General features: G+C 27.8%; 14 protein-coding genes and 2 pseudogenes. 12 read left to right on the top strand and 4 right to left on the bottom strand.

The features are described 5' to 3' along the window. On the top strand, nt 1–1,356 hold the full coding sequence (locus DU473_RS05755) for a TolC family protein (RefSeq protein WP_131165997.1): 1,356 nt from the start codon (nt 1–3) through the stop codon (nt 1,354–1,356). Here DU473_RS05755 and DU473_RS05750 read toward each other — a convergent pair. From DU473_RS05750 to DU473_RS05735, 4 genes are read right to left on the bottom strand one after another with little or no spacing between them, the layout of a single operon-like run. After that, the gene (locus DU473_RS05750; protein ID WP_131186692.1) at nt 1,346–2,458 is read right to left on the bottom strand and encodes a GDSL-type esterase/lipase family protein; all 1,113 of its coding nucleotides are present in this window, start codon (nt 2,456–2,458) and stop codon (nt 1,346–1,348) included. The genes DU473_RS05755 and DU473_RS05750 overlap by 11 nt on opposite strands. Further along, nucleotides 2,451–3,428 (bottom strand): SGNH/GDSL hydrolase family protein, encoded by a 978-nt coding sequence (locus tag DU473_RS05745; protein WP_131186691.1) that lies wholly within the window; start codon nt 3,426–3,428, stop codon nt 2,451–2,453. Before DU473_RS05745 ends, DU473_RS05750 begins: the two co-directional genes overlap by 8 nt. After that, nucleotides 3,428–4,792, bottom strand: a complete 1,365-nt coding sequence (locus DU473_RS05740) for an MBOAT family O-acyltransferase (protein ID WP_131163876.1) — start codon at nt 4,790–4,792, stop codon at nt 3,428–3,430. The genes DU473_RS05745 and DU473_RS05740 overlap by 1 nt, the downstream gene beginning before the upstream one ends. 18 nt (nt 4,793–4,810) lie before the next feature. Further along, nucleotides 4,811–5,311: a ferritin gene (locus DU473_RS05735; RefSeq protein WP_131163877.1), complete on the bottom strand. Its 501-nt coding sequence runs from the start codon at nt 5,309–5,311 to the stop codon at nt 4,811–4,813. Between the two features lie 230 nt (nt 5,312–5,541). Here DU473_RS05735 and DU473_RS05730 point away from each other — a divergent pair. From DU473_RS05730 to DU473_RS08335, 11 genes and pseudogenes are all read left to right on the top strand, one after another. Next, a pseudogene (locus DU473_RS05730) lies at nt 5,542–7,981 on the top strand (hypothetical protein). Between the two features lie 2 nt (nt 7,982–7,983). Next, complete coding sequence (locus DU473_RS05725) at nt 7,984–9,300, top strand: MATE family efflux transporter (protein ID WP_131186690.1); 1,317 nt, start codon at nt 7,984–7,986, stop codon at nt 9,298–9,300. Then, entirely contained in the window at nt 9,276–9,920 is a 645-nt protein-coding gene (locus DU473_RS05720; RefSeq protein ID WP_131163880.1) for a M48 family metallopeptidase, read from the top strand. The genes DU473_RS05725 and DU473_RS05720 overlap by 25 nt, the downstream gene beginning before the upstream one ends. A gap of 17 nt (nt 9,921–9,937) precedes the next feature. Next, on the top strand, nt 9,938–11,458 hold the full coding sequence (locus tag DU473_RS05715) for a hypothetical protein (protein WP_131186689.1): 1,521 nt from the start codon (nt 9,938–9,940) through the stop codon (nt 11,456–11,458). Beyond that, entirely contained in the window at nt 11,439–13,628 is a 2,190-nt protein-coding gene (gene hypF, locus DU473_RS05710) for a carbamoyltransferase HypF (RefSeq protein WP_131186688.1), read from the top strand. The genes DU473_RS05715 and hypF overlap by 20 nt, the downstream gene beginning before the upstream one ends. Before the next feature lie 75 nt (nt 13,629–13,703). Further along, on the top strand, nt 13,704–14,435 hold the full coding sequence (gene hypB, locus DU473_RS05705; RefSeq protein WP_131166005.1) for a hydrogenase nickel incorporation protein HypB: 732 nt from the start codon (nt 13,704–13,706) through the stop codon (nt 14,433–14,435). Further along, entirely contained in the window at nt 14,435–14,716 is a 282-nt protein-coding gene (locus tag DU473_RS05700) for a HypC/HybG/HupF family hydrogenase formation chaperone (RefSeq protein WP_131163884.1), read from the top strand. Before hypB ends, DU473_RS05700 begins: the two co-directional genes overlap by 1 nt. Then, entirely contained in the window at nt 14,700–15,791 is a 1,092-nt protein-coding gene (gene hypD, locus DU473_RS05695; RefSeq protein WP_131163885.1) for a hydrogenase formation protein HypD, read from the top strand. The genes DU473_RS05700 and hypD overlap by 17 nt, the downstream gene beginning before the upstream one ends. Continuing rightward, on the top strand, nt 15,788–16,762 hold the full coding sequence (hypE, locus tag DU473_RS05690) for a hydrogenase expression/formation protein HypE (RefSeq protein ID WP_131186687.1): 975 nt from the start codon (nt 15,788–15,790) through the stop codon (nt 16,760–16,762). The genes hypD and hypE overlap by 4 nt, the downstream gene beginning before the upstream one ends. Further along, nucleotides 16,762–17,106, top strand: coding sequence for a hydrogenase maturation nickel metallochaperone HypA (gene hypA / locus DU473_RS05685; RefSeq protein ID WP_131163887.1), 345 nt, complete (start codon nt 16,762–16,764; stop codon nt 17,104–17,106). The genes hypE and hypA overlap by 1 nt, the downstream gene beginning before the upstream one ends. Before the next feature lie 222 nt (nt 17,107–17,328). Beyond that, nucleotides 17,329–18,187 (top strand): annotated as a pseudogene (locus DU473_RS08335) (hypothetical protein); the annotation flags it as partial.

Genomic DNA, 18,187 nt, shown 5'->3' with positions numbered 1-18,187 from the left:
ATGAAAATTGTAATATTTTGTTTTATGTTTATTTTTTTGGGTGCTTGTGCAAGTAATATTTCTATGATAAAAGAAGAAAATCTTTCTCAAGATGAATTAAAAGATTTAAATATTACAAAAGAATGGTGGAAATTATACAACGATAAAAAACTAAACGAGTTTATTTTTTTTGTATTAGAAAATAATACCGACATTAAAGTAGCTAGAACAAATTTATTAATGGCCTTAGCTAGAGCTGATTTGATTAATTATGATTTGTATCCAACCTTAAGTGCAAATTTAGCTTTTTCAAGTTCAAGAAATTTAAATCAAGGAATTCACTCAAATAATTTCTCAAATTCTTTAAATTTAAACTATGAGCTTGATATTTATTCTAAGATTTCTGATGAATTTAAGGCAAGAGAATTTGATGCAAAAGCAAGTGCTTATGATTTAGAGAGTTTAAAATTAAGCATTATTAATTCTACAATTAATAATATTTTTGAGTTGGCTTATTTTAATGATGTTGCCATTCTTTTAAAAGAATATATTCTAAATTTAGAACAAATGAAAAATCTTTATAGTTTTAAATATGAGCTTGGAAAAATTGAAAATCTTGATTTATTAAATATTGATCAAAATTTATTAAAAGCAAAACAAAATTTGCTTTCTAATGAACAAAATAAAGAATTATTGCTTAAAAATTTAAAAGATCTTATAGGAAAGCAAGAAGGTTTTGTTTATCTTGAATATTTTAAAAATTTATCTCTTGATGATTTTAAAGATTTAAATGTGAATTTTAATATCCCTTTAAATGCTTTATTTTATAGGCCAGATGTTTTGGCTAAATTAAATAATTTAAAAGCGGCATTTAAGGATTATTCTAGCGTAAAAAAATCCATGTTTCCTGCTATTTCACTGGGTGCAAGTTTTAGTGGAAGTGATGAAAAATTTGATGAAAGTTTTAAATTTTCTTTTTTAGATGGCAATATTAAAATTTCTCTTCCTTTTTTAGATTATGCAAGGTTAAAGAAAAATATTAAAATTTCTGAGTATTCTTATAAAGTTTTAGTTTTTGAATATGAGCAAGTTTTACAAAGTGCTATTAATGAATTTGTATATTATTCCAAGGATTATGAAAATACTATTCAAATATTAAATAATCTTAAAAAAATTAATTTAAAACAAGAGCAAATTACTAAAGCTTATTTACAAAAATATGAACTGGGCAAAAGTGAACTTAAGGATTATTTAGATGCGAAAAATAGTCTAAATTCTTCACTGCAAGATTATTTAAGGGCTAAATTTAATCTTTTATCAATTATTAATTCATATTATCAAATTACAACTATCTATTATGATACTACTAATGGATAGTTTTAAGGGTATTTATAAGATCTTGATACATTTTTTTGGCCATAATCTCATAGCCTTTAACACTTAAATGCACATCTTTTAATGAAAGTTTTTGTTTTATCCAATAATCTTTTCCTTTGTTATCTTTCATAAATTGATGCATATCAAAAATTAAAGTTTTTTCTTCTTTTGCAATTTCATAAAGACTTTTTCTTATGGTAAAAAAATGTGAGTTTGATTCTTTTATGGTTGGTGGAGAGATTATCATAAAAACAGCATTTTTATTAATCTTTTTTAAAATTTGAATCAGTTTTTTAAAATCTTGTTTAAATGTTTTTTTATCAAATTTACCATATAGAGCGTCATTGGTTCCATAAGCAAGTATAATCAAATCTTGTTTTAAAATTTTAAGCTCTTCTTTGCTTATGTTTAAATTCCATTCCTTCCATAGATCGCTTTTTGCTCCATTGATAGCAAGAGTATCCAAAAAAAGATTATTTTTGTTTTTGTTATAAATTATATATCCACCAAGCTTTGCATTTTTGGTTAAAGCGGTGATTTTAAAAGGAAAATCAAGCTCTATTTCTTTATAAGACCATTTATTTTTTTTGCTTTTTAGTTTATAGGTTTTATTATTTTCGTCTTTGATTATAAAGGCATCATCATTAGATGGGCTTTTAAAAATAAAACCCACATTAAATTTTTTAGGGTTTAATTTTGTATCAAGGATAATATAAGCATTTTTTTTTAAAGCATTTGCTATAACTCCTCCCAATGGATAATTAATATTTTTTTTGAGATTTTTAGAGCTTAGAATTTCAAAATTTTTAAATTCATAAATTAAATTTGAGTTTTGTTGATATTTTGGCTGAACGGCATAAACAAAACCTAATGCATTTGTTTTAAATAATAAATTTCTTAAAGTATTAGGAAAAAAATCTGCAGCTATATGAGAATCTCCATAAATTCTAACTCCTAGATTTTTATTTTCTTTAATTTTTTGTTTGAGTAGTTTTAAGGATTTGTTATCTACATAATTACTAATGCAATTTCTAGTATCTAGTGATACAGCATTTAAAAAAACATAAGAACAAACTATAAAAATAATAATATTTTTAATCATTTTCGCCCTTGATTTTTATATAACGCATAAGAAGTTCTGACATTTTTTTAGCGCCTGTTGGTGTAAAATGGATCCCATCATCTGTTCTTATTTTAATGCTTTTATTATTTTCATCTTTGATATAAGTTGAGAATTTATTTTCATAACTAAAAAATGTTTTAGTCGGAATAAAAATTTCATCATTATTTGTCACAATATTTTGATAAATATTATTTAATATAATAATTTTTTTATTTAAATCTTCTTTTTTTACAGGAGGAATTTCATACCAAAATATTTTTACATTGTATTTTTTAGCAATGCTTATAAGTTCTTGCACTCTATGAGTATAAATTTTAAGCCAAGATGAGGAGTTAAAATGATGATAAATTCCATTTTTTTTAATATCCCAAGGGTCATTTACGCCCAACAAAACAACTAAATATTTAATATTTGGATTTTTTTGCAAGGTTGTTTTTGTGGTATTTGCCCAATTAAAATATGATTTATAAGATAGTCCTGTATTTTGCTTACTAAGATTTATGGTTTTTATGCCTAAATTTTTTAAATCTTTATTTAAAGAGATGGCAACTCCTTGCATCAAAGAATCCCCTATAAATAAAAAGCCATCTTCTTTAGGATTTATATAAATGATAGGCTCTAAATTTTTTGTTAAATTATTGTCTTTGACTATATCAAAATTTGTTTGTTCTAGATAATTTGATGCATTGAGTTCTTTTGAATTATTATCCTCTAAAATAACATTATCATTATCTAGTGTATCCTTAAGTGTATTTTGTTGGTTAATAATAATATTTTTAATTTCTTCTAATTTGACTTTTAAGGAATTTGCCTGTTTTAATATGGCATTTTGCGGATAGAAAATAAGATGATATTTTTGTTCTAAATAAGAACTAATGCTTTCATTCATTACTAAAACGACTAAGAAAAAACTAAAAATCAATACAAACAAAAATTTTAAAATATTCATCAAAAACTCGAATAAATGAAATTTGGAATTTCATTAGGGATAAAAGTAAAAATTAAGAGCAATAAAAAGGCTATTATAATTGGTTTTAATATTAGTGGTGTTGCTTCTAAAATTCGAGTGCAATTTTTTTGATAATTTCTAAAAGATGGATAAATTATAAAAAGAATAGAAAAAACAATCAGCACATAAAAAGTTTCATAATCAGGAAGTAAAAAGAAATTTTTATAGCAAATTTTTAAATATTCAAAACTATCTTCTAAATTTGGATAATAAAAAAATATCCAAGTAAAGCACACAAAATGAAAGGTTACAAATCTTGCTATAAAAGGAAATTTTTTAAGTTTAAAAAGTGATATGTGATTAAATATCACGCCAAAGCTGTGCAATAAGCCCCAGATAAGAAAATTAATTGTATTTCCATGCCAAATTCCTGAAAGACAAAAAGCAATTATAATATTGAGATATGTTCTTAAAATCCCTTTTTTATTTCCCCCTAAAGGAATATAAATGTATTCTTTTATAAAATTAGAAAGACTTATATGCCATCTTGACCAAAAATCTTTTAAATTTGTTGCCAAATAAGGCATATTAAAATTAATAGGAATGCTAAAACCAAGCATTAAGGCAAAAGCACTAACTAAATCTATATATCCGCTAAAATCACAATAAATCTGCAAAGCATAAGCATAAATAGCGCTTAAAAGTTCTAAAAAACTATAATTTTGAGGATCATCTAAAATACCCTTAGAATAAATTTCTAAGTAATTTGCTAAAAATACTTTTTTAAAAATTCCAAACAATAATAAAACAAAAATTAAGTCTATATTGCCAAATTTTCTTTTTTTAAAGATTTGATTAAAAAAGAACTCGCTTTTCATAATAGGACCTAAAAGCAAAGTTGGAAAAAAACTAAGATAAATAGCAAGATTAATAAAGCTTTCAACCTTATGTTTTTTATAAACGCTAACAAGATAAGTAATAGAATTAAAAGTATAAAAACTAATGCCTATTGGAAAAATAATATCGATATTTAAAAAATCAAATCCTAAATAATTAAAAACAATATTTAAACTATCTTTAATATCTGAAAAATATTTAAAAAAACAAAGATTTAAAATAACAGATATGATTGAAATAAAAAGAATATATTTTTTTTCTCTTGTAAAAATAAGCAAAGCAAAATAATGGATAAAAAAAGTATAAATCAATAAAATCAAAGCAAAATAAGGATTGATAAGAGTATAAACTAAATAACTAAACAATAAAACTAAAATATTTTGTATTTTATAGTATTTTTTAAAGATCCAATAGATTATAAAAAAAGCCGATATTAAAATGCTAAATTCTAAAGAAAAAAAAGTCATTTTTTATCGACAATAAAGTTATTTTTTAGCTTGTGCTAAATTTTTTATATACTGATCTGCTAGATAAAGACCATTGCCATTATTTCCGATAAGTTTAATCTTATCAACTATACCTCTAAATAAAGCCTCTTCTTCGTGTTGTTCACTTACATACCATTGTAAAAAATTAAAAGTTGAATAATCTTTGTAATGCAACATTTGCTCTACTAAAAAATTAATAGAATTTGTAATAAATTGTTCGTGCTCAAAAGTTTTTTCAAATACATCAAGCAAAGAAGAAAAATTTTGTTCAGGTTGCTTAACTTCTCTAAGATCAACATGAGAATCTGTTTCGTTTAAATAAGTGATTAAACGTTTTGCATGTTCGCTTTCTTCACTTGCGTGATTAAATAAAAAAAGTCCAGCCCCATCAAGACTATTTTCATAACACCAAGAACTCATACTTAAATACAAATTTGATGCATACATTTCTTTGTTGATTTGTTCATTTAGTAATTTTACAACTTCTTTTAAAAGCATTAAAACCTTTCTTAATTTTAAATTTTATCTTATAATAATATAGTGATTTTTTTAAAAATAAAATAAATTTTTAAGCACAGATTTTATGTCTTAAAGATATCTTAATATATTATGAATAAATTCTTTTATTAAGGCTTACCTTTTAAATAGCGTTTTTGATTAAGCTTTATACAAAAACAAGTGAATTTTTATTAAAATCATGTCTTTAAAATATTTTTTAAGGATATGATTTGTTTAAGGAGCTTTTAAAACTTAGCGAAGAACCTTTAAAAAGTAAGATTAAGGATTTGTATTTTTCTAAGTTTAATTATGTAGGTACTAAGATTGATTTTTGTATCACTCAGAATTTAGGACTTTTAGGTGAAGTTAATTTACTTTGGGCTGAAGCCAAACAAGGAAAAAGTGAGCTTAAAAAGTCTTTTGTTCAGCTTGTGCTTACCATAGGAAAGTATAAATTTTATACAGAGCAAACTCCAAATTTACTTTGTGCTTTTGACGCTGAAAAGATAGCCTTTTTACCCTTTTCTTCCTTGCAAGAAATTTTTTATCAAAGCGATATAGACTTTAGCGTAACACCTAGCAATCATAAAAGTGAGCAGTTTTTAAAACTTCTAAAAGAACTAGATAGCATTTTAAATACAGCACAAATTTTTTATTATGAAAAAAATGATGAAGAATTAAAAAATTTCATAAAAGAAAATCTTACGAGTGAAAATATAAGCAAATTTAAAATCGATAAAAACAATTTTGTAAGTATTTATCACAAATGGAACAAAATGGTTAAAGATACCATCAGTATTGATTGGAATTTGGCTAAAGAAAGTGGGATTATAGATGCTGATTTTTATTTGGCTGATTTACTTTCAAATGAAAATGAAACTATCAGTCAAAATTTATTTGCTATTCTTAAAAAAGATTATTATGAATTTAACAAAACAAAAAGCCATTTAGGCTCTATCATTAACGAACGCACTTCGTTTAAGGATAATCAAAAAGCTCATCATGAATTTTGGGCGATTTATGAGCGTCCCCCAAGAAAAGAATTTTGGGATTATATTATAAAGCGTAGAGATTTACTTGTAGATCAAGATATAAGAGAGAGAAAAGGAGCGTTTTTTACTCCAAGAATTTGGGTGGATAAAGCTTGTGAGTATTTATCAAAAACTTTTGGTGAAAATTATGAAGAGGAGTATTATATATGGGATTTAGCTGGTGGAACAGGGAATTTACTAGCTAATTTTACCAATGCAAAAAATATTTTTTGCTCCACTCTTGATAAAGCTGATATAGATGTCATACATGAGCGTATCAAAAATGGTGCGAATTTATTTGAAAATCATGTTTTTGAGTTTGACTTTTTAAATGATGAATTTTTTGATGAGGTAGATGATAGGGGTAAAATCATCAAAAAATCAAAATTACCTTTAAATTTGCAAGAAATTTTAAAAGATGAAAATAAACGCAAAAAACTAATAATCTTTATCAATCCACCTTATGCGGAAGCTGGGACAACAGCTACTATGTCCGGAACAAAAAAACACAAAGTTGGTGTGAGCCTTGATAATTATGTTTATGAAAAATATAAAGATATTTTAAGTAGTGCTAGAAATGAACTTTTTGCACAGTTTTTTATAAGAATTTATTGCGAGATTGAAGGAGCCATACTAGCTAGCTTTTCTAAATTAAAATATGTCAATTCTACAAATTTTACCAAATTTAGAGAGAGTTTTAAGGCTAAATTTTTAAAAGGTTTTATAACACCTTCTTATACTTTTGATAATGTAAAAGGAAATTTTCCCATAGGATTTTTGATATGGGATATGAGTAAAAAAGAAGAAATTAAAAAAATAAAACTTGATATATTTAATGAAAATGGAAATTTTTTAGGAGTGAAGTATTTTTATAATGATAAAAAAGAAAGTATCAATAAGTGGCTTAGAACATTTAATAAAAAAGATGATAATAATATAGGTGTATTAATGGCTGATGCACCTGATTTTCAACAAAATAATCATATTGCAATTTTAAATAAAAAAAAGAAATGTGCATTTAATTTTTCAAGATATCAATGAAAATATCACTAATGTAGCTATATATTTTTCAGTGCGTCACACTATAGTAGCTACTTGGATAAATGATAGGGATCAGTTTTTATATCCAAATAATCTATACGATAAAGATGATGAATTTAAAAGTGATTGTTTAGCTTTTATGCTCTTTCATGGACAAAATCGCATAAGCTCTAAAGAAGGCATAAATCATTTCATACCTTTTAGCGAAAAAGAACTAGGTATCACAAAAGAAGCTTTTAAGAGTGATTTTATGTATAAATTTATAAAGGGCAAGATAAAAGATGAAAACTCGCTTTTTGATGATGAATTAACAAAGATAGAATTTAGCTCCCAAGCAAATGAACTTTTAAAAGCCGGAAAAGAACTTTTTAAATACTATCATACCCATAGCGAAGATAAAAACTATCTAGTAAATGCTTCGCTTTATGATATAAAAGAATTTTTTCAAGGCAGAGATGAAAAAGGCAAGATGAATCGTCCTTCCAAGGCAAAAGATGAGCATTATAAAGCTTTGCTTAGTGATTTAAACACAGCTTTAAATGCTTTAGCCAAAAAGCTAGAACCAAAAATTTATGAATACGGCTTTTTAAAAGAATAATCATGGCAAAAAAACAATTTTCCTTAACAAGACTTAGTTTTCCTATATTTTGGGACTTGCTTTCTAAATATTTAACGGTGATTATCAATACTGCTATGGTGTCACATTATTCTAATTTTCTTGTGGGTGCTATGGGGGCTGGAAATCAAATTTTAGATCTTTTTATTATCATTTTTTCGTTTTTAAGCGTGGGTTGTAGTGTAGTGATAGCTCAGGCTATTGGGGCAAAAGATCATATTTTAGCAAGAAAAGTGATCCATCAAAGTTTGTTTTTAAATGCACTTTTAGGCTTTGTGTGTGGCGCGCTTATTTTATGGCATGGGGAGTATTTGCTTTATCTTTTAAAAATCCCACAAGAACTGCTTAAAGACAGTGAAATTTATTTGCATATGCTCGCAATTTGTTTGTTTTTTGACGCCATAGGCATTGTTTTAGCAGCCATTGTAAGGGTTTATAATATGGCTTATTGGGTGATGTTTATAGGCTTTTTGGTGGATATAGTGGTGATTGGGGGAAATTATTATGTTTTACATTATACAAAATTAGAACTTTTTGGAGTAGGACTTAGCAATATTTTTGCACGCATTGTTGCTATAGTGGCTTTACTTGTGATACTTTTTTATAAGCTTAAAATTCATCTTAAAATCAAAGAAATGATAAAACTTGAAAAAAAAGTTTTAAAAAAAGTTTTAAATATAGGCGGATTTTCAGCGGGAGAAAATCTTTTGTGGATAGTGCAATACACTATAGCCTTTGCTTTTGTGGCAAGCTTAGGTGAGGCGAGTTTAGCTGTGCAAACGATTTATTTTCAAATTTCAATGCTTATTATGCTTATAGGACAAGCTACAAGTATAGCTAATGAAATTATAGTGGGTAAATTAGTCGGTGCAAGATATGAAAATATCGCTTATAAACATGCTTGGCGTGCTTTGTATTTTAGCGTGGTAGCGAGTGCTTTGGTAGCACTTTTAAACTATCTTTGTCAAGATTTTACTATGCAAGCTTTAGGTTTAAAAGAAGAGTTAAAAAATTTAATGATACCTTTATTTGTTCTTTCAATCTTTCTTGAAATTTCACGCACTTTTAATATAGTTATGGTAAATTCTTTACGTGCAAGTGGTGATGCGAAATTTCCATTTTTTAGTGGACTTGTTTTTATGATGGGTGTGTCTTTGCCTGTGGGTTATGTGCTTTGTTTTCATTTTAATCTTGGAATTTTAGGAATTTGGATAGGATTTTGTGCGGATGAGTTTTTGCGTGGAATGGTAAATTCATACAGATGGAAAAGTAAAAAGTGGCAAGGCAAAGTTCTAGTTTAAAATCTTTTATTTATAAAGATGAGTGTTATTTTTATGCTAAAAAACGTATAAAAAGTTTAAGATTAAGGCTAAATGAAAGGGGTGAGTTTGTTCTTAGTATCCCTTATTTTTGCACTTTTAAAAATGTTTATGAGTTTTTAGATAAATCAAGCTCTTGGATAAGCGAGGCTAAAAAAAGATTTTATCAAAAGGCCTTAAAAGAAGATGAGTTAATTTTTTTAGCTAAAAAATATAAAATTATTTTTGATGAAAATGCTAAAAAAACTTATTTTGATAAAGATGGTATTATCACTCCAAGTAAAGTAAAATTAGATTTATTTTTAAGGCAAAATGCTAAAAAGATTTTTACTTTTTATCTTAAAAAATGGTCTTTAAAAATAGGGGTTAATTTTACACATTTAAGCATTAAAAATATGAAAACACGTTGGGGATCTTGTAATCACAATAAAGCCTATATTAATTTAAATTTAAAACTTTTGCAAAAGAGTTTAAAAGCTATAGAATATGTCATTTTGCACGAGTTAAGTCATATTAAATATCCAAATCATAGCAAGGAATTTTATGATTTTTTATATAAATTTATGCCAGACTTTAGAGAAAGAGAAATGGAATTTAAATAAACAAAAAAGGATAAAAATTGGTTTTAGAATTTAAATTTAATTATATAGGTGATAATGATGTTTTTGAGCATTTGCTTAATTTTTATGCAAAAGATTATATTTATGATATATCAATCAATGATGAAGAATATATTCTTAAAATAAAAGCAGATCCTGATAAATTAAGCGATTTTTGTAATTGTTTTAATAATATATCCCATAGTATATTTTTAACAGGATTTGAAGTAAAAGAAGCAAAAGATTTTAAACCCACGTATAAACAAAAGCAAAATTTAGAAAACTACGCTTCTTTAAGTTTTTTAAATTCTAATGCTTATGTACAAAAAAATATCTTAGCCGAAAACGAATGGGGAAAATTTTGCGAAATTTCACTTTCTTTTGATGGTAAAAATTTTGAAAAAGTTAATAAAAGCAATTTTCACTCTTTGCTTTTAAAAACACTAGATATTATTAAAAAACGCGAAAAAGTTTGGATGAAAAATCATAAAGGTATTTATACTTTTTATCTTTTTGATAAAGAATTTAAAGAAGATTTTTTAATGCCTTGTGATGTTAAGGCTATTTCTTCTATTTTTGTATGTTCTAATGAGCAGTTAAAATTTTTAGCAAGTTTTGAAAAGCCTTTATTGGCTCTTAGATTAAATGCGTTATTTAGACAAAAATATGATTTAAAAATTGATAAATTCTTTTTAAAACTTGCTGAAGATATATTTTTATTTGCTTTAACTCATGAGCTTTTTAAGGAAAATTTTCATTTTCTATCATTTAAAAAAAATGAGAGTTTTATGGACGATTTTAAAATACTAAATATTAAAGATAAATTTGTTGTATTGGAAGGGTTTGAATTTGTGCATTCTAAAATTAAAGATTTAATTTTTGCCAAAGATGATAAAAATATGGCAAGGATTTCTTATCTTGCTTCGCGTTTTAAGCAAAAAAGTTTAATTTTAGAGCTTAGTAAAGAATGCGATGATATTTTATTGCTAAATAAAGAATTTAATCTATTAAAAATTACTTTGCCCGATCACTCAAAAAATATATATAGCGAGCTTGAAAACGATCCTACAGGAAAAAGACTTTTGGAGAATTTTCAAAAAGAATTTAAGCTTTTAGACGAAAAATTTGAAAGTAAAAATAATTTCTTTTCTTTGCTGTGCATTGTGGGCAGAATATTAAATTTAAGCCAAGATTTTAAAGAAGCAGGGCAAAACTTGCTTGCATTAAGCGATCAATCAAGATTATCTAGAGGTGTTAAGATTGATTTTAAGTTAAATGATAATAAAGAATTTGATTTTATAAGAACTTTGCGTTCTGTGATGAGTTTTATGTTGGCTGGAGTTAGCGCTCAAGATATTTCTTATGGAGTGGTTGAAAGTTTGTCGTATTTTTTACGTGATTTTTATGATGAATTAAAACAAGAAAAAAAGGCTGAAATTGTGTTAATTAGCGGTAGCTTATTTGAACATAAAAGTTTGCTTGAAAATGTTTTAAAACATATTAGAGATTGTAAGTTAAGCAATGTGCCACTTAGGATATAAAATCAACATTTCAGGATTAGTCCAAGGAGTGGGTTTTCGCCCCTTAGTCTATGAACTAGCTTTGAAATTTAAACTTTTTGGCGAGGTAAGAAATGATGGTTTTGGAGTAGAGATTATCCTTTCTTGCACCCAAGAAGAATGCGAAAATTTCATACAAAGCTTAAAAAATCATCTCCCACCTTTAGCAAGGATAGATCAGCTTACATATACTCAAATTCCTATTTCAAGCTATACAAATTTTAGTATTACTTCTTCTTTAGAAAATGCAAAAACCACTCCTATGCTTAGTGATTTTGCACTTTGTAAAGAATGCAAAAAAGAATTTTTTGATGAAAAAAATCCACGTTTTTTATATCCTTTTATCACCTGCACGCATTGTGGGCCACGTTTTAGCATTATAAAAAGTCTCCCTTATGATAGGGTAAATACCTCTATGCAAGATTTTATTATGTGTGAGTTTTGCAAAAATGAGTATGAAGATCCTAAAAATAGACGTTTTCACGCTCAGCCTATAAGTTGTCCTAAATGCAAAATTAGTGTTTTTCTTAAAAATAAAAAGGGTGAAATTTTAGCCAAAGATAAAGAAGCTTTTATACAAAGTGCAAAATTTTTAAAAGAAGGTAAAATCCTAGCTATTAAAGGTATGGGTGGTTTTCATTTGATGTGCGATGCCTTTAATGAAGAGACATTAAAAACCTTAAGACTTAGGAAAAATCGCCCTAAAAAACCCTTCGCCTTGATGTGTAAAGATTTAAAAAGTGCTAAAGAACTTGCCTTTATAGATGAAAACGAAGAAGCCTTATTAAATGGAGTTTTAGCTCCTATTGTAATTTTAAAGGCAAAAAAAGCCTTTTCTTTAATCGCACCTGATGTTGATAAAATCGGTATTATGCTAGCTTATACGCCTTTGCATCTTTTGCTTTTTGAGTATTTTAAAGGAAGTCTTGTAGCAACAAGTGCGAATTTAAGCGGAGAAAGTATTATTAAAGATGAGTTTAATTTGTGTCAAAAACTTGATAAAGTTTTTGATTTTTATTTAGATTATGATAGAGAAATTGTCAATGCAAGTGATGATTCTATTGCCCAAATTGTAAATGGAAAAACTATGTTTTTACGCACTTCAAGAGGGTTAAACCCTTTTTATTTAGAAAGAAATTTTAATAAAAAAGGCACTTTTTTGGCTTTGGGTGCTGAACTTAAGAATGAATTTGTAATTTTTTATGAAAATAAGCTTTTAATTTCTCCTTATATAGGGGATTTAAAAAGCGTTGAGGTGCACGAGAGATTTTTTAACCTTTTGGAATTTTTTAAGCAAAATTATGATTTAAAATTTGATGCGATTTTGTGCGATAAACATCCTCATTTTAGCTATGTAAAAGAATTTAAAAACAAGATTAAAATTCCTCATCATTACGCGCATTTTTGTGCGGCTTATTTTGAATACGAAAAAGAATTTTCAAAAGATGAAAAAGTCTTAGCCTTTATATGTGATGGAACAGGTTATGGAGAAGATGGTAAAATTTGGGGCGGGGAAGTTTTTATAGGAAATTTAAAAAACTATAAAAGAATGACGCATTTTGAAAATTTCACTCTTATAAATAGCGATATTAAAAACATACAAAATTTAGCCCTAAGTTTGATTTGGCATTATGATTTAGAAAATGAAGCCAAAGAATTTTTAGCAAAAATTCCAAAAATAAAACTTGAAAATCTTAAAAAAATTTATTCATCTTCTAACTTGCAAACAAGTTCTTTAGGCCGTATCATCGATGCTTTTGGAAGCATTGTTTTTAGCTTAGAAAAAAGCTCTTATGAAGCCCAAGTTGGCTTGATGTGTGAAGCCTTTTACGATAAAAATCTTGATTTTTCTTACAAGCTTTTTATAGAAAAAGGACATATTAATTTTAAAAGTTTGATTTTAGGAGCCTTACAAGATGAAAAAAGTAAGGCTATTACGGGCATGTTTAATGCTTTAGCAAATTTTATCATAGAATTTAGTAAAGATTATGATTTAAAAGTGCTTTTAAGTGGTGGAGTTTTTCAAAACAAAACCTTGCTTGAAATCTTAAAAGCTAAAAATTTTAACTTTTTTGTGCCTTTGAAATTTCCTTGCAATGATAGTTCTATAGCCTTAGGGCAAATGGTGCATTATTTAAATTCGCAAAAATAACAAAACATTCTAAAAACTCATAATTTTTTAATGCTTTTAAAGTTAAAATGAGATAAAAATTATAAAGGAAATAAAATGTGTAAAGACTGTGGCTGTTCTATAAATTCAACCCATACGCATGATCATCATCATGAAAATCCAAGCTTAAAAGAAAGCAAAACCGTAGAAGTAATTTCAAAAATTCTAAGCAAAAATGACGAAGAAGCTAGGCATAATAGAGCCCATTTTAACGAAGCCAATACTCTTTGTATCAATCTAATGAGTTCCCCAGGTAGCGGAAAAACCACGCTTTTAGAAAATACCATCAAGGCTTTAAAAGATGAGTTTAAAATCGCTGTAATCGAAGGAGATCTAGAAACCAACAACGACGCTTTAAGGGTAAAAAATGCCGGAGCCTTAGCATATCAAATCACCACAGGACAAAGCTGTCATTTAGATGCCTTTATGGTGCATGAAGCCTTGCATCATTTAGATATCAAAGATATAGATTTGCTTTTTATAGAAAATGTAGGAAATTTAGTTTGTCCTGCAAGCTATGATTTAGGAGAACATATAAACGTAGTTTTGCTTTCTGTAACGGAGGGTAGCGATAAGCCACAAAAATATCCAGTGATGTTTAAAAAAGCAGATATTGTTTTAATCACAAAAGCAGATCTAGCACACCATTTTGACTTTGATACAAAAGAAGCAAGCAGACTTATCAAAGAATTAAGCCCTAGAGCTGATATCATCGTTCTTGATGCAAAAAATGGCACCAATATGGATCTTTGGTATAAAGTGCTTAAACTTAAAAAGGAGCTTTTTTAATGTGTTTATCCATACCTTCTGAAATTTTAGAAATCGATGAGTTAAATAATGCCTTAGTGCAAACCTTAGGCGTGAAAAGAAAAGTAAATTTAGATCTGATTGATGAGCCTTTAAAACAGGGTGATTATGTTTTGATCCATGTAGGCGTTGCCATGGAAAAAATCGACAAAGAAGCTGCATTAGAGAGTATTAAAACCTATCAAGAAATAGTAGAAAAAATGAATAGCGAAGAGATAAAAAGCGATGAAGGGGATTTGGGTTTAAATGAATTTTATCGATGAATTTAGAGACAAACAAAGCATTCTAGCCTTAAAAAAACTCATAGAACAAGAGCTTAAAAATCCTATTAATATCATGGAAATTTGTGGTGGCCATACACATAGCATTATGAAATATGCCCTACCTTCCATCCTGCCAAAAGAGATTAACTTTATCCACGGACCTGGCTGTCCAGTTTGTGTTATGCCAAGAACTCGCATTGATACAGCCATTAAACTTGCCTCGATGAAAGATACGATTTTTTGCACTTTAGGCGATCTTTTAAGAGTGCCTGGAAGTGAGTTTTCTTTGCTTGATTTAAGGGCTAAAGGAGCTGATATTAGGGCACTTTACTCTCCGCTTGAAGTTTTAGAGATAGCTAAAAAAAATTTAGATAAAACCATCATTTTTTTTGCTATAGGTTTTGAAACAACTACGCCTATGAGTGCTTTACTCATCGAAAAAGTGATAGAAGAAAATTTAAAAAATGTTTTTTTTCATATCAATCACATCACCGTTCCAGCACCCATAGAAGCAATTATGAGCGATGAAAATGTAAAAATCAATGCTTTTTTAGGCCCTTCTCATGTAAGTGTGATTACAGGTTATGGCATTTATGAGCCAATAGCTACCAAATTTAAAACCCCAATAGCCGTGAGTGGTTTTGAGCCAGTAGATATTTTAGAAAGTATTTTAAATATCATAAAACAAAGTAACGAAGGCACTTTTAAAGTGTATAATCAATACAAAAGAGCTGTAAGTAAAGAGGGTAATGTTAAAGCGCAAAATTTGGTTAAAAAATATTTTCAAGTCTGCGATTTTGAATTTCGTGGTTTAGGACTTATTAAAGATGGAGGCTTAGAGCTAAAAGAAGAATTTAGCGCCTATGATGCGAGCAAAAAATTTGATTGCACAGTGCAAAGCAAAAATGAAAACAAAGCTTGTATTTGTGGGCAAATTTTAAGAGGTTTAGCTAAGCCTTATGATTGTAAAGTTTTTGGCAAGGCTTGTACTCCAAGAAATCCTATAGGAAGTTGTATGGTTTCAGGTGAGGGAGCTTGTGCAGCGTATTATAAATACTCAAAGGTGAATGTATGAAAAATATTTCCTTAGCCCATGGGGGTGGTGGAGAAGAGATGAATGAGCTTTTAACTAAGCTTTTTAAGATTTTTGATAATGAAATTTTAAACTCAAACAATGACGCGGCGATTTTGGGCGATTTGGCCTTAAGCACGGACTCTTTTGTTTTAAGTCCTATTTTTTTAGATAATGAGATTAATATCGGCAAACTTTGTGTTTGTGGCTCTATTAATGATGTTTTGATGGTGGGTGCTAAGCCAAAATATCTAAGCCTAGGACTTATTTTAGAAGAAGGTTTTGAATTTGAAAAATTAGAACGCATTTTAAAAAGCATTAAAAAAGAGTGTGAAAAATGTGGCGTAATTTTAGTTTGTGGTGATACTAAAGTTGTTCCTAAAGGCAAAGGCGATGAAATTTATATCAACACCACAGCCCTAGGCGAAATCATTGCTAAAAAAGAAAGCAAAAATATCAAAGCAGGGCTTAGTATACTTCTTTCAGGTGACATAGGAAGACACGGAGCTAGTGTTTTGATTAAAAGAAATAACCTAGAAGCCAGTATCAAAAGCGATTGTAAGGCTTTAGATAAAGAAGTTTTAGAGCTTTTAGAAAAAAATATAAAAGTTGTAGCCATGCGTGATGCAACACGAGGCGGACTTAGTGCGGTTTTAAATGAGTGGGCAAAACAAAGCGGGAATGATTTATTAATCTTTGAAGAAAAAATTGTTGTGCAAGATGAAGTTTTAGGTCTTTGTGAGCTTTTTGGCTATGAGCCGTATGAGCTTGCAAATGAGGGCACTTTTATACTTTGCGTAGAAAAAGAAGATGAGTTAAAAGCCTTAGAAATTCTTAAAAAATACAACAAAAACGCCGCTATCATAGGCGAAGTTTTAAAAGAACAAAAAGCACGTGTGATTTTACAAAACGCTTATGGAGCTAAACGCTTTTTAGAAAGCCCAAAAGGCGAACTTTTACCAAGAATTTGCTAATGCACGAATTAAGTATCATAGAATCTTTAATCACGCTTTGCGAAGAAAACGCCTTAAACAATAACGCCAAAAGCATACAAGAAATTTATGTAAAAATAGGGCGTTTAAGCGGTATAGAAGTAGATCTTTTTAAGCGTTGTTTTGAAAGCTTTAAGGAAAACTCAAGTTTTTGCAAAAATGCTAAACTTTTTATAGAACTCGCACCACTTGAAATTTTATGTCTAAAATGCAATCAAATGAGTATTTTAGATGAAAATGTTTTTAAATGTCCTAAATGTAAAAGTATAGAATATAAAATCACACAAGGCGAGGATTTGCATTTAATACGACTTGTTATGATATAGATTAAAACTATAACCATTATTCTTTTAATTTTTAATCTATATCTTTTATCTTAATAAAACAATATCAAAAAAAAAAAAAAATGAATTAATAATTATTATTAATAAGAATTTAATTAAAAATATTTTATTATTCCAAAAATCTAATTTAGATTTTATTACTATTTATTTTTATTTCCCTTTTAAAAACAAAATTAAAAAAAATAAACAAAAGGAGTTTAATTAATGGGTCGACAAAAAAATAGTTTATTTAAAAAAGAAACATTAGGGGGGGGGGAATTGAAAAAAAGTCATTCTTCTTCAAAAAAATTAGCCCTTTCTTTGGTTGCAATTTCTTTTTTAAGTTCTTATTCTTATGCAGATAATTCTAATGTAAAAGCTTATAGTGAAGCAAATTCAAAAACTAAATCAGCTAGTGTTTATCAAAACACTAACACTACTATAAATCAATCTTTAAGTAATACTCATACTGTAACTGGCACTGGCAATACTCTTGTTATAGGAAGTAGCGGTTCAGTTATAGTTTCAGGTGGCAACAGTCAAGCAGTAAATTTCACTCAAGGCTCTTCAACTTCTACCTTTTTAAATCAAGGAACACTTCAAGGTGGAAGTGGTACTTCTAGTGTTCAAGTAGGAGTAAATAATAGTGGTGGAGCTACTATTCAAACATTTGAAAATAGTGGTATCATAGGAAATGATTCTTCTAAATTTGGAGTGGTAGTTTGGGGAACAGATAGTAGCAAATCTACAATCAATAACTTTAGCAATAAAGGAACTATAAGTTCTAATAATGGTGAAGCTATTTATATTGGTAATACTGAGATTACAACTTTTAAAAATGAAGGAACGATTAAAAGTAATAATAGTTATGGTGTAAATATAGGAGGTGGAGCAACTATAACTAGTTTTACCAATGATAACAGTGGAATTATTCAAGGAAAGAGTGATTTTGGAGCTATAAATATAAATAATGGAACAGTCCAAACTTTAGTAAATAGAGGAACTATAAAAAATGTAGGAACTAGAGAACCTTCTAATTTTACAGAAGTTTCAACAGGTGTATTTTTGCAAAATGGCACGATAA

It is taken from the genome of Campylobacter novaezeelandiae (assembly GCF_004323845.1).
GTDB lineage: Bacteria > Campylobacterota > Campylobacteria > Campylobacterales > Campylobacteraceae > Campylobacter_D > Campylobacter_D novaezeelandiae.
The sequence above is the reverse complement of the archived record's forward strand: the minus strand, read 5'-3'. Positions and strand labels throughout refer to the sequence as shown.

Coding starts and splice junctions, on each gene's coding strand:
- DU473_RS05755 (WP_131165997.1), top strand. CDS start 1: ATGAAAATTGTAATATTTTGTTTTATGTTTATTTTTTTGGGTGCTTGT.
- DU473_RS05750 (WP_131186692.1), bottom strand. CDS start 2,458: ATGATTAAAAATATTATTATTTTTATAGTTTGTTCTTATGTTTTTTTA.
- DU473_RS05745 (WP_131186691.1), bottom strand. CDS start 3,428: ATGAATATTTTAAAATTTTTGTTTGTATTGATTTTTAGTTTTTTCTTA.
- DU473_RS05740 (WP_131163876.1), bottom strand. CDS start 4,792: ATGACTTTTTTTTCTTTAGAATTTAGCATTTTAATATCGGCTTTTTTT.
- DU473_RS05735 (WP_131163877.1), bottom strand. CDS start 5,311: ATGCTTTTAAAAGAAGTTGTAAAATTACTAAATGAACAAATCAACAAA.
- DU473_RS05725 (WP_131186690.1), top strand. CDS start 7,984: ATGGCAAAAAAACAATTTTCCTTAACAAGACTTAGTTTTCCTATATTT.
- hypF (WP_131186688.1), top strand. CDS start 11,439: ATGTGCCACTTAGGATATAAAATCAACATTTCAGGATTAGTCCAAGGA.
- hypB (WP_131166005.1), top strand. CDS start 13,704: ATGTGTAAAGACTGTGGCTGTTCTATAAATTCAACCCATACGCATGAT.
- DU473_RS05700 (WP_131163884.1), top strand. CDS start 14,435: ATGTGTTTATCCATACCTTCTGAAATTTTAGAAATCGATGAGTTAAAT.
- hypD (WP_131163885.1), top strand. CDS start 14,700: ATGAATTTTATCGATGAATTTAGAGACAAACAAAGCATTCTAGCCTTA.
- hypE (WP_131186687.1), top strand. CDS start 15,788: ATGAAAAATATTTCCTTAGCCCATGGGGGTGGTGGAGAAGAGATGAAT.
- hypA (WP_131163887.1), top strand. CDS start 16,762: ATGCACGAATTAAGTATCATAGAATCTTTAATCACGCTTTGCGAAGAA.